The organism is Wolbachia pipientis, from assembly GCF_030373985.1.
Taxonomy (GTDB): Bacteria; Pseudomonadota; Alphaproteobacteria; order Rickettsiales; family Anaplasmataceae; genus Wolbachia; species Wolbachia pipientis_D.
On sequence record NZ_JAUCRB010000002.1, the window covers coordinates 91510 to 103375 of the forward strand.

Annotated in this window: 12 protein-coding genes and 1 other RNA gene; 3 read left to right on the plus strand and 10 right to left on the minus strand. The window is 35.3% G+C overall.

The genetic code is table 11. From position 1 onward, the window contains the following. Nucleotides 1-384: 384 nt before the first annotated feature. From QUS22_RS02230 to ruvA, 3 genes are all read right to left on the minus strand, one after another. The gene (locus tag QUS22_RS02230; RefSeq protein WP_289513370.1) at nt 385-603 is read right to left on the minus strand and encodes a hypothetical protein; all 219 of its coding nucleotides are present in this window, start codon (nt 601-603) and stop codon (nt 385-387) included. 544 nt (nt 604-1147) lie between these two features. Then, nucleotides 1148-2128: a Holliday junction branch migration DNA helicase RuvB gene (ruvB, locus tag QUS22_RS02235; RefSeq protein ID WP_289513371.1), complete on the minus strand. Its 981-nt coding sequence runs from the start codon at nt 2126-2128 to the stop codon at nt 1148-1150. Beyond that, on the minus strand, nt 2125-2706 hold the full coding sequence (gene ruvA / locus QUS22_RS02240; protein WP_289513372.1) for a Holliday junction branch migration protein RuvA: 582 nt from the start codon (nt 2704-2706) through the stop codon (nt 2125-2127). Before ruvA ends, ruvB begins: the two co-directional genes overlap by 4 nt. 761 nt (nt 2707-3467) lie before the next feature. Between ruvA and purF the strand changes: the two genes are divergently transcribed. Then, a complete protein-coding gene (gene purF, locus QUS22_RS02245; protein WP_289513373.1) occupies nt 3468-4853 on the plus strand; it encodes an amidophosphoribosyltransferase in 1386 nt (461 codons plus the stop codon). 107 nt (nt 4854-4960) lie between these two features. Here purF and QUS22_RS02250 read toward each other — a convergent pair whose 3' ends face one another. Next, on the minus strand, nt 4961-5212 hold the full coding sequence (locus QUS22_RS02250) for a J domain-containing protein (RefSeq protein WP_289513374.1): 252 nt from the start codon (nt 5210-5212) through the stop codon (nt 4961-4963). A 169-nt stretch (nt 5213-5381) separates the two neighbouring features. On the opposite strand from QUS22_RS02250, the gene QUS22_RS02255 reads away from it, so the two are divergent. Then, complete coding sequence (locus QUS22_RS02255; RefSeq protein WP_289513375.1) at nt 5382-5954, plus strand: NifU family protein; 573 nt, start codon at nt 5382-5384, stop codon at nt 5952-5954. Then, nucleotides 5951-7192, plus strand: a complete 1242-nt coding sequence (gene hisS / locus QUS22_RS02260; RefSeq protein ID WP_289513376.1) for a histidine--tRNA ligase — start codon at nt 5951-5953, stop codon at nt 7190-7192. Before QUS22_RS02255 ends, hisS begins: the two co-directional genes overlap by 4 nt. Nucleotides 7193-7208: 16 nt before the next feature. Here hisS and QUS22_RS02265 read toward each other — a convergent pair whose 3' ends face one another. The 6 genes from QUS22_RS02265 to ffs form a co-directional block, all read right to left on the minus strand. Then, nucleotides 7209-7706: an invasion associated locus B family protein gene (locus QUS22_RS02265; RefSeq protein ID WP_289513377.1), complete on the minus strand. Its 498-nt coding sequence runs from the start codon at nt 7704-7706 to the stop codon at nt 7209-7211. Next, nucleotides 7699-8592: an RNA polymerase factor sigma-32 gene (locus tag QUS22_RS02270; protein WP_289513378.1), complete on the minus strand. Its 894-nt coding sequence runs from the start codon at nt 8590-8592 to the stop codon at nt 7699-7701. Before QUS22_RS02270 ends, QUS22_RS02265 begins: the two co-directional genes overlap by 8 nt. 297 nt (nt 8593-8889) lie before the next feature. Next, nucleotides 8890-9570: a P44/Msp2 family outer membrane protein gene (locus QUS22_RS02275; RefSeq protein ID WP_289513379.1), complete on the minus strand. Its 681-nt coding sequence runs from the start codon at nt 9568-9570 to the stop codon at nt 8890-8892. A gap of 316 nt (nt 9571-9886) precedes the next feature. Next, entirely contained in the window at nt 9887-10201 is a 315-nt protein-coding gene (locus QUS22_RS02280; protein WP_353477724.1) for a YbaB/EbfC family nucleoid-associated protein, read from the minus strand. Nucleotides 10202-10222: 21 nt separating this feature from the next. Beyond that, nucleotides 10223-11707 carry a DNA polymerase III subunit gamma/tau gene (gene dnaX, locus QUS22_RS02285; protein ID WP_289513381.1) on the minus strand — a complete coding sequence of 495 codons (1485 nt, stop codon included), beginning with the start codon at nt 11705-11707 and terminating at the stop codon, nt 10223-10225. 15 nt (nt 11708-11722) lie between these two features. Beyond that, an RNA gene (gene ffs / locus QUS22_RS02290) (signal recognition particle sRNA small type) lies at nt 11723-11821 on the minus strand. Nucleotides 11822-11866 lie beyond the last annotated feature (45 nt).

The following is an 11866-nucleotide window of genomic DNA, read 5'->3' on the forward strand; positions in this document are numbered from 1 at the left end:
AGCAACTTATATGAACTTTCACTGTTTTACCTATTCAATTTGAGCAGTAGGAGCTTGATCTTGCTCTGGTGTACTCGCATCTTCTACATTTGTTGAAGGTCACAGTAAAAACTTTACTGTTTCAGAACTTTCTGATTGTGATTGCGCTTGTTGTAATTGCGATGCTAGCGCTTCATGTAAAATTTTGGTTCACGTCTCTTTCATAGTTTTACTTCTTTATTTGTGCATAACTGTTCTTCAGTAACACTGTTGCTTTCAAGGAGCCTTACACTATTCTTACCGTCAACATTAATTCGAATTTAACATTCTTTTCCATCAACATACCACTTTAAAGTCTTTTCATATGATCCACTAATTATTTCATAAACTCTTTCTCCATTATCATTAAATATAGCAATATGCTCCTCTCTTTTTTTCTTGATTAGGATGAAAAAATGTAATTGCTTTTACACTGTACTTTTTACATATATTACCACCCAGAAATTTAGCTATATTTACTCCTCCTTTACTACCATTCAACACAACTCTCATGGAATGAGAAACAACATTTCCTTCCCTTTTGGCTTCTTTTATCATTATAGACCCTATAATACTATTTTTCATACCTTTAGATATCTCCGCTTTATTTGGTCAGCAATTTTGCCCACGATCTCTTTGCCATGATAGTGAGATTTTCCTTTCTTCGGAGAAAAAGGTTCTCGGGTTTATGGTATTGGTAGAAGGATCATTCTGTCACTTAAATAACTTATTCCACTCTTCACCGCTTTCCAACTCGACATATCCGCGCTTATTCTCGTCTGGTGTTGATTTAGGTATACCCTGAGCGCTCAAAGCTGAGTTACCACCAGACAATTTTTCTGCATAGTTGTATCAGAACTATCGCTCGTTCTTGCTTTATTCTGTAGCAGAATAAGATGCCCTTCTTGCTTTTTTTATTTGACTTTAAAGCTAAACTATTGCTAGCAAGCCCTTCCGCTATAATTGCATAAGGGCTTCCAGCTATACTTTTATCATATAATCCAAAAGTTATAACTTTCAATAACTTTCTAAAAAACCTGCCTAATATATGCCCCTCCATCATCATTAATACAACTAAAATATAGTATTATACCAATAAGCTAATATATAATTATGTTAGAAAAGCTTCTTAATATCGAAGGCTCAAATACTCCTTTGCTTGATCAGTTAGAACACGTCCTCTTGGTGTGCGCTTTACAAAACTAATTTTGATTAAATAAGGTTCTACTGTTTCTTCAATATTGCCGGCATCCTCAGATAGCGCAATAGATATAGTGTCAATTCCAACAGGTCCTGAGGTGTTGAATAAAAATCTTAGATAGTCCATATCTAACTTGTTTAACCCCATCTTATCTATGCCCAACTTTGATAGCGCAAAACCGGCAATTTCATAGGTAATTTTTTTACTATCTTTTACTTCAATGAAGTCTCTTATTCTTCTTAGTAATCTCAAGGCAATCCTTGGAGTGCCACGCGCACGATAGGCAATTTCCTGCACAGCATTTTCTTCGATTCTGGCAGAAAGAATTTTTGCACCTCTTTTTATAATGTCAACCAATTCCTCACAAGAATAAAATTCAAGGTGCAAAGGAATGCCAAAACGATCCCTAAGCGGTGCAGAAAGCAACCCAAGCCGTGTGGTTGCTCCAATTAACGTAAATGGTGGTAAATCCATCCTTAAAGTTCGAGTAGATGGGCCTTCACCTACTAATATGTCCAGGCAAAAATCCTCCATGGCGGTGTATAAAACTTCTTCAATGTTACGATTTAATCTATGAATTTCGTCGATAAATAAGACATCTTTTGCATTTAAAGTGGTGAGCACTGCAGCCAAGTCTCCAGCTTTACTAAGTAAAGGACCAGAAGTTGCGCGAAAGCTAACCCTTAACTCCTTAGAGACAATTTGTGCTAAAGTTGTTTTGCCAAGTCCTGGAGGGCCGTATAATAAAACATGATCTAAAGCTTCAGTTCTCGTCTGCGCAGCGTTTATAAACACCTTTAAATTTTGTATTAAGTCTTTTTGTCCAACAAAATCATTAAGTTGCTCAGGTCTAAAGCTTAAGTTACGTACGTCTTCAGCGTATTTTTTACTGCATGATATTGATTTCATAATGTTGAAAGCTCCTTAAGTGCTGCGCGAATAATATCCTTAGTTTCGAGATTTGGTGATTCGTCCTGTATTTTTTTTATAGTATCATAGGCTTTCATTTTTTCATATCCAAGATTGATCAAAGCTGAAATCGCATCTTCTTTGATGGGACAAAAATCATTGTTATTTACCCCTAATTTACTCACTTTACTATTTAATTCGGTGATAATTCGATTTATGAGTTTTGGCCCGAGTCCGCTCATCTTGAGTGTTACTTTATCTTCATTTGCAATTGCTAAAAACAACTGCTCTGGTGTTAGTTTGCTCAAAATTGACATTGCAGTTTTATAGCTAACGCCGCTTACTTTAACTAATAAACGTAAGCACCGCTGTTCTTCTTTACTTATAAAACCATATAGCTGAGTAATGTTTTCTCTATTATTTGCATAAGTTTCGATAAGTAATTTTATTCTACTACCGGTAGAGCATGCATTTAAAGCTTTGGCTGAAAGGTGCACTATATAGCCAACATCACTCACATTCAGAACTATGTGATCGCTGCGCACTTCATCGACTATTCCGCTTAGGCTTCCTATCATTTTTAACACTATATAGAGTTCAGTTTAAAAGCTCCTAGATCTTAGGTCAAGCAAACAAACATTATGATTTGAAAACAGGGAGCCAAAACAAAACTAAAAATTACTTGATAACCCACGTCAATCCTCTTATAATGAAACTGAAGCTAATTATTTGTCTTCTCTGTACAGATTAAATGACAAGAAAGCTCAGTATGCCTGGCGTATCATGTTTAATTTTTTGCGCTATGTACATCTCATGTCCTTTACATTATTGTCTACATTACCAGCTAGTGTTGTAAATCACTCTTATTCAGGCGCTTAAAGACATTAAAAAATGCCAACTGGTAAAATGATAGTGGATAACTAGCTGCCATGGGGTTTCTTTTGCCTTTTTCCCCGCTTGATAAATTTCTTAAATATTTATAGCTAAAGCGGCTCATGAACTTGGCAAGGAGGTGTCATCCAAGTAGCCAGCACTGAGATCCAGAGATTTTATGAAGTTGGCGAGTATAAAAGTAGCTGTTTTATGTTAAAATACAACGTTTTGATGATTATGGAAAGACTAGATGCCAGTGCAGTTACTTGCATGACACCGTCATAAAGGAACCAGTGTTAGACATCATAGGAGCGCTGGTATGACAAGAAAGTAGCTACACCATCCTTTTTTTTAGGTGCTTGCATCAAAATTGCTGCAAAAAACTCAGTTTTGAAAGCAATTAGTAAATAAAATGCTTGTACATTAATCTATGCTAAAGTAAAATTAAACTTTACTCATAGTTTTTATGCTCGATGAAATGCACGAAGAGTGCGGAGTATTTGGTATAAGCCCCAATAAGAATGCTGCTTTTAACTCTATATTAGGTCTTCATGCTTTGCAGCATAGAGGTCAAGAATCTTTTGGTGTAGCAACGAGTAAAAACGGTAAGTTGCATTTTTATCATTTTCAAGGTCAAGTGAGCGGTATGCTTGATGACATAAATGAAATAAAGAAATCCCTGCCCGGAGATTATGCAATAGGCCACGTTCGATATTCAACAAGTGGTAGTAGATCTGGAGCGCAGCCAATGTTTGGCAAAAGCAACAAATTTGGAGGTTTTGCTATAGCGCACAATGGTAATTTAATTAACACTTCTCCAATACGCGAGCGGTTAATTAAACAGGGATGCGTTTTTCAATCAGATATTGATACAGAGGTGGTAGTACATTTGATAGAAACCAATACAAAAGACAGCTTTCTGGAAAGTTTTATATCTGCATTAAAGCAAATACAAGGCGCTTATTCTTTTGTTGCAATCAACCAAGAAGTAGTTATTGGAGTGCGCGATGCAGCAGGGATCAGACCTCTTGTTTTAGGAAAGTTGAACGGTTCTTACGTGCTCGCATCTGAAACTTGTGCTTTTGATATAGTAAATGCAGAGTTTGTTAGAGAAATAAAACTAGGTGAACTAGTCACTATTGATCGAAACGGTAACCTAACATCAGCATTTCCTTTTTCGCAGCAAAAATCAAGCTTTTGTGTTTTTGAATACGTTTATTTTTCAAGGCCGGACAGTGTAATGGAGAATAGTTCTATATATGATATAAGAAAAGAAATAGGAAGAACACTTGCAGAGGAAAGTCCACCAAAAAACAATGTGGATATGGTGGTACCGATACCTGACTCTGGAATACCTGCAGCTATTGGATATGCAAAACATTCAGGGTTACTTATGGAACTGGGGATAATTCGTAATCATTATATAGGAAGAACTTTTATACAACCAACAGCTGAAGTACGTAAAGTTAGAATAAAATTAAAATTCAATGCTAATAAGCACATTTTAAAGGGTAAAAACATAGTTTTGATAGATGACAGTATAGTACGTGGTAGTACACTCAGAAGCATAATAGTCATGCTAAAAGCTGCAGGAGTAAAAGAAATTCACCTAAAAATTTCAAGCCCACCGATTAAGTACTCTTGTTTTTACGGAATTGACACACCAGAGTGCAAGGATTTAATTGCTGCAAATTGGTCCATAAAAGAAATAGAGACAAGTATAGGAGTGAATAGCCTGACCTTCCTAAGCATTGATGGGCTATATCAGGCTGTTAAGGAAGAGAAGCGCAATAACATAGCACCGCAATACTGCGATGCTTGTTTCACTGGTGATTATCCAATTGGCAAGTAATCTATTATTAGTAAAGGTAAGGTTTTTCTACTAACTTGAGTATGTGCTAGTAAAGTTTATATGAAAACCAAAAAAATTTCTAATGGTTAGAATTTAAGAAGTTGTTATTAATTCTTCAATAACCTGTCACGTGCTGCATTTAGCTTTTGTGCAAAATATTCTGAGCCTCCTTTATCTGGATGAACTAATTTAATCAAATTTTGGTACGCTTTATTGATTTCATTTTTGCTTGCTTCAGGCTTCAGCCCCAATATTTTTAGTGCCTCATCTTTGGACATGTGGCCATCAGTGTAATTTTTAGTATAACTTTTACTACCATCAAATTCATTCAAAAATTTACTTAGTATAGAGTTCATCATAAAACTTATGTTATTTTTTTTTACCAGGAAGAGAAAAAATACAACAACGCTAGACAAAACAAATATAATTACTATGAATGTTAAAAAAAGAAAAAAAATGAATGACATGTATATTTTTTTATCATTTTGTGATTAAATAGTAACAATTATAGTCGTCATGGTAAACAACATGTTCATTCAAATTGAAGAAACACCAAACCCGAACACTCTAAAATTTCTTCCTGGGTTTGCAATTTTAAACGAGGGGGAAACTGCTGGTTTTTCAAGTGCAGATGAAATAAAAAATTCTAAATTAGCAGCAAATCTCTTTCGAATAGAACATGTAGTGAGAGTATTTTTCGGTCATGATTTTATTTCAGTAACAAAATCGGATGGAATTAATTGGGATATACTAAAAGTGGAAACCTTAACTACGATTATGGATCACTTTACCTCAGGCGGAAAAGCGCTAGATAAAGAAGGAGTAAATGATAATAACATGCCGAAAGAAGAATTTTTTGATGAAAATGATATAGAAATTGTAAATAGAATAAAAGAATTGATGGAAAGTTATATCAAACCTGCAGTTGCTCAAGACGGTGGTGATATCAAATTTCGTGGCTACAAAGATGGGATAGTTTATGTTGAGCTGCAAGGAGCTTGTTCTGGATGTCCAAGCGCTGCAATGACCCTCAAGCAAGGAGTGCAAAATATGCTGTGCTATCACATACCAGAAGTTTCAGGTATAGAGACTACACTATGACTAATCAAACAGTTAGAGGCACAAAAGATCTCCTGTTCGATGAATGGCATAAATTTCAATATATCCAACAAAAGGCAAACAGGATCTCAAATTTATATGGCTTTTTACCCGTTCAAACCCCAATATTTGAGTACACGGAAGTCTTCACAAAGACTTTGGGTGATAGTTCAGACATCATCAATAAAGAAATGTACACCTTTAACGATAAAGGAGGAAAGAGCATAACTCTACGTCCTGAGTTCACTGCAGCAGTTGTCAGGCTATTGATTGAAAAAAAACTACAAACACCGATAAGATTGTTTTCAACAGGACCTGCATTTCGCTATGAAAGACCACAAAAGGGACGACAAAGGCAGTTTCACCAAATAAATTTTGAAGTTTTTGGTATCGAGGATCCAAAAGCTGATATTGAGTTGATATCACTCGCTCAACACCTGCTAACTGAATTTGGTATCAACAAGAACGTAAGGCTGGAAATTAATTCTTTGAGTGATAGTGAAACAATAACCAAATATAGAGAGGCTTTGATATCATATTTCAAAAAGTTTCAAAATGACCTATCAGAAGATAGCCAAAATAGATTGATTAAAAACCCACTCAGAATATTGGATTCCAAAGACAAGGCAGATAAAGAAATAATTTCTGATGCACCTAAAATCAATGATTATTATACTAAAGAGTCCTCAGATTTCTTTGAACAAATACTAAAAGGATTAGCAATACTTGATATACCTTATACCGTAAACAATAAACTAGTCCGTGGTCTAGACTATTATTGCCACACAGTGTTTGAGTTTGTTACAGAAGATTTGGGTAGCAAAGGAGCAGTATTTGCAGGGGGAAGATATGATAATCTAGTATCTTCAGTAGGTGGAAAACACACTCCAGCGATAGGATTTGCAGGAGGTATTGAGCGCATAATGGAATTAATTAATTATACTCCAAAAGAAGAGGGACCCATTTGTCTAATTCCTATTGGAGAAAAAGCTGAAGAATGTGCTTTAACACTTGCAAATGAGCTACGTAGAAGTGGTTTATATGTAATCTATGAATATAACGTAACGCTTAAAACCCGAATGAGAAAAGCAAATCAAGCAAATGCTAAGGCTGCGTTAATTTTTGGTGATGAAGAGTTGAGCAGCAAGACTTTGAAGATTAAAGACATGGATACAGGTGAAGAAAAAATGATTGCCCGCAGCGATATAATGGAAAACATTCATCAAGCTTTACTTGCATAGGTTGAATAAATTTAGTTTACCTTGTATGGCACAAATCGTGCATTTTTTGGTACGCCTTTTTAAAACCAAGTAGGGAATAAGTATCATCGACAGTTGTTGTTTCTATCTTTCCATTAACTACCATTAATAATCCTTGCTTCATCTTGAGGATTAAATCTTGGTCTGTTTTTGTATGCTCTGCCCACGCAAGACTTCCCTGCATTATTGGTAATGTGTATTTAACTTTTTTATCGATATTGAGAACTACAGGCTCCTTATCATACTGAAAGCCAGAAGTGACACTTACTTCATCGGCTTTTTTATCAACATAACTGACCATTACATACGGCTTGCGGTCAGCTGTATAATGCTCACTTTTTTTCTTAGGGTAAGATACGATGTAACACACCTTCTCTCCATCTTCTAATGCAGTATACACAAGCCAGTCTTTATATTTTTCCTTCAGTTGCACATCACTAACAGATGCAAGAGCGCCTACTGAAAGAAATATTAGAAATACAAGAAACCTACGCATGCAAACCAAATTTTAAACTCTCCGATTGTATATATTGTTTTACCTGACTCATCGATTGCTCAGCCAACTGCCTTATTCTTTCTCTTGAAACACCATATTTTTTACTAAGCTCATCCAGAGTTTGAGTATTTTCAGACAAATATCTGCTAATAAAAATATCTCTCGACCTTTCATTAAGGCTTGCTAACGCATTGTTCAAAATTATTTCTTTTAATTCTTTCTCTTCATGATTCTGATAGCTTATTTCTTGATCGACCGAGTTACACGGGATCACATCTTGTAACTCCTTTTTAGAGTCGTCACCTATCTTTATACAATTATTTAGCGACTGATCCTTACAAGCCAGACGATAATTCATTTGTACAATGTCCCCTTCAGATACAGAAAGTTCATTAGATATTGCTTTTATTTCTTCATTGTTTAAAGTTTCTCTGTTTGTATATCGTAAAATTCTTTTTTTTATTTTGCGCAAACTAAAAAATAACCTTCTTTGTGCTTGCGTTGTGCCTATTTTTACAAACGACCAAGATTTCAATATGAAGTCTTTTATTGAAGCTTCAATCCACCACACCGCATAAGTTGAAAAGCGGAATCCCAAATCAGGATTAAACTTTTTTACTGCATGCATTAAACCCATATTTCCTTCCATGATCAGGTCCATCAACAGTAGTCCATAGTTTTTAAACTTCATAGCAATTTTCACTACCAAATTCAAATGGCTGGTAATCAATTTATGAGCAGAAGAAACATCTTTGCATTGGTGCCAATTTTTTGCTAACTGCACCTCTTCCTCTTGAGATAACATAGGAAACTTTCGCACTTCAACAATATACTGCATGAGATTAGTGCTACTATTAACAGATAAATTTACCATTGGGGTTAACATAACAACTTAAATTAAAACTCCATGCATATAATGTACTGATTTTCTAGTAAAAACTCAAGCTTTAATTTGAAAGAAAGCATAACTTATTGTATATCCCTGCATCCAACTGAAGCCTTAGATGCTTCAAACTGACTACCAGTGCATAACGTATAGCTGCATAAACCAAGACAACCTACATAGCAAATGATGTTATTCCAGTGCGTAAAAACACTGGAATCCACATTTCTTTTTTTCTAGACCCCAGTGTCAATAATTTTGGCGACAGAACTGGGATGATAAGAAGAGTTGCAAGACAGACTAGAAATTAAACGCTACTCCAGCTTCTGCACCAATAGTGCTGTAAAGAACTTTGATTTTGTCATCGTCTTTAACTGCCTTATCAAAGTGAGTACCACAAGAACCGAAATAGCGAGCCCCAGCAAAAAGCTTGATTTCTGGAGTTACATCATAGCTAACACCAGCCTTTGCTTGATAAGCAAAACCGAACCCACGTTTCTGATTTTCAACAGGAGTACCCAAAGGATTTTTGACATACGCTGCACCAACACCAGCACCAACATATGGAGTGATAGGCATATCTTCAATTGCTACATCGTAATATACATTAACCAATCCTGTTATTACTGATAAACTATCTGCCATACCCGAAGCTGCAGCGACATCTATTACCTCTGTATCTTTACTCAACTGTGAGTAAAGCCCTTCAACATCAACTCTGATATCATCCATTTTATAACCAAATGCACCACCACCAGCAATAAAAGACGCCTTTAAGGGACTATCGTAGTCTTTACCTGTTTTATGCGCTATGCCATCAATTTTTGTTTTGAAAGGTAACACTTCACCATTGTACTGTAAGCGAACATAGTAGCTAGTTTCTTCGTCAGCTATTGGACCAATAGGATCTGAAAAAGCAGAGCTTGATAAACTTAGCAACGTCACTAAAGCGGTTGCTGAAAAAAACTTTTTATAATGCATAATTGTCCTCGTAAAAAAAATTAAAACTCCACTCTAGCTATTTAAGTAAAAACTAAAGTTAAGTCAAGTACTAACTTAATAACACAAAATATTTTGCATTTAAACCAATTTTTTAGGGGATAAAGATTTTGTTAATAAACAATAGAATTATATGACTTTTTACCCTTAGTATTTTCTTCCGACTCTAGTATTTCTTTACTCTGCTCAGCACCCTAACTGCCACAGCTCCTTCCATCTTTAATAATGTTGCAGATGCACTATATCAAACAATGCTAGTGCCAAAATACCAGGAACCTAGTTAACAATACAGAAAAACTTAAAAAGGCAGTTTAAATCCAGGTGGTAACCCCATCATACCAGCAAGATCAGAGGTTGCATTTGCCATGTCTTCCTCTGCTTTTTTAATAGCATCGTTGAACGCTGCTGTTACTAAATCTTCTACTATATCTTTCTCCTCATTTCTCATAAGCTCTAAGTCTATGTTTACCTTCTTGGCTTTATAGCTACCTATTTTTACAACTTCTACTAATACAGAAACTTTACCACCACCAGAAATACCTTGGAATCCTTTACCAATATACTTTTCTTGAGCTTCTGCAAGCTTTTTTTGTATTTCTTGTGCTTGCTTCATTATTTGACTAAAATCCACAACTTACTCCTTGTTTTCTATATTAACTACCTTTGCACCCTTAAATGTATTAAGTATATCCTTGACTACAGGTACATAACTTAGGTCACTTGTCCCCCTGTTTATATAACCCGCATCAACTATAACAACCCATTCTTGTCTAGTGGCTCGATTTAAGTAATTTTTTAAATCATTACAAAAATTACTACTTAGTTGAGATACAGCTTTTAACCTTAAATATCCAGGTTTGCAGTCCACTAATTGTAGGTTACTACATAGTTGTTTGTAAAGATAAATTTGGTTATTCTGTCGTAATAGTTGCAGAATTTTATCAAAATCGTAATTTTCTTGCTGTGTGCTCTCTGTGTTACGCATATTCCTTTGCTGTGTATTCTGTGCAAGAACTTTTTTGACTACTTGCTCCGGAGAAGGTAAATCGGAAAGATAACAGAGGCTAATTAATATCATTTCAGCAGCAACGTCATTGCATGTTGAGGCTTTTATATCTTGAACTCCCTTGAGCAACACCTTCCACAATCTTGAGAAAAATATTAAAGACTTCTTTGCACTTAAATCTTTTATCCTGTTCTTTTCACATTCCGTAACTGAACTATCAACCTCTTTTGTAATCAAAAAACGGCATATTAATTGGATTGTTTGCAGTAGACCTTCAAAAATACTAAGTGGGTTTGCTGCCTTAACCGCTTTGTCAAATACCAATAAAGCCCTCTGTAAATCACCATCTAGCATTACTTTCAGTAGATCAAATATAATGTCTTTATCCACTAGACCAAGTATGTCTGTCACGCTTTCAGCAGATATTACACCACCTTTGCTATATAGCACTGCTTGATTCATCAAAAATAAGGCGTTACGCATTGAATTACCAGAGTGACGTGCAATTAATTCTGATGCCCTATTTTCAATGAGATAATTTTCTTTTTGTGCAATGTCATTCAAACGCTCTACTATTTTAGCTGCAGGAATGTTATGCAAATCAAACCTTTGACAACGCGCGATGATAGTTATTGGTATCTTTTTTATTTCTGTAGTTGCCAAAATAAACTTTACACTAGATGGTGGTTCTTCTAGAGTTTTAAGTAACGCATTGAATGCACTGCTAGATAACATGTGTACTTCATCTATAATGTAAACTTTGAATTTGGAACTTATAGGTGAATAGCAAATGTCTCCTAGGATTACTTTGATATCTTCAACGCTAGTGTGACTTGCCGCATCGATTTCAATCACATCTGGATGACTTGAACTTTTTATCGCCAGACAATTTTCACATGATCCACAAGGCTCAAAAGTTGGTCCCAAGGAGCAGTTCAAACATAAAGCTATTACTCTTGCTGTGGTAGTTTTACCAACTCCACTGCTACCAGAGAGCAGTATAGATTGTGGGATTTTGTTGAGAGTAAAAGCATTTTCTAATATACGCACTAATATATCTTGACCTACTAGATCTTTGAAGCTGCCAGGACGATATTTTAATGCTATGTTCATAGTCTAGAATAAAACAACAATGAAAGTAGGTATGCAACCCAAAAAGATTCTGATATGGCTGCTTCATTTCTGATCTGACCAAGTTACAGAGTTTTTGCCTGCATACCTTATAAAATATTATACTTTTTTTTTTATTTAGCAAGGTATATCCTACTTTGG

Bases quoted from the DNA above. Each gene is read 5' to 3' on its own strand.
- QUS22_RS02230 (WP_289513370.1), bottom strand. From the start codon at position 603: ATGAAAAATAGTATTATAGGGTCTATAATGATAAAAGAAGCCAAAAGG.
- ruvB (WP_289513371.1), bottom strand. From the start codon at position 2,128: ATGAAATCAATATCATGCAGTAAAAAATACGCTGAAGACGTACGTAAC.
- ruvA (WP_289513372.1), bottom strand. From the start codon at position 2,706: ATGATAGGAAGCCTAAGCGGAATAGTCGATGAAGTGCGCAGCGATCAC.
- purF (WP_289513373.1), top strand. From the start codon at position 3,468: ATGCTCGATGAAATGCACGAAGAGTGCGGAGTATTTGGTATAAGCCCC.
- QUS22_RS02250 (WP_289513374.1), bottom strand. From the start codon at position 5,212: ATGATGAACTCTATACTAAGTAAATTTTTGAATGAATTTGATGGTAGT.
- QUS22_RS02255 (WP_289513375.1), top strand. From the start codon at position 5,382: ATGTTCATTCAAATTGAAGAAACACCAAACCCGAACACTCTAAAATTT.
- hisS (WP_289513376.1), top strand. From the start codon at position 5,951: ATGACTAATCAAACAGTTAGAGGCACAAAAGATCTCCTGTTCGATGAA.
- QUS22_RS02265 (WP_289513377.1), bottom strand. From the start codon at position 7,706: ATGCGTAGGTTTCTTGTATTTCTAATATTTCTTTCAGTAGGCGCTCTT.
- QUS22_RS02270 (WP_289513378.1), bottom strand. From the start codon at position 8,592: ATGTTAACCCCAATGGTAAATTTATCTGTTAATAGTAGCACTAATCTC.
- QUS22_RS02275 (WP_289513379.1), bottom strand. From the start codon at position 9,570: ATGCATTATAAAAAGTTTTTTTCAGCAACCGCTTTAGTGACGTTGCTA.
- QUS22_RS02280 (WP_353477724.1), bottom strand. From the start codon at position 10,201: ATGAAGCAAGCACAAGAAATACAAAAAAAGCTTGCAGAAGCTCAAGAA.
- dnaX (WP_289513381.1), bottom strand. From the start codon at position 11,707: ATGAACATAGCATTAAAATATCGTCCTGGCAGCTTCAAAGATCTAGTA.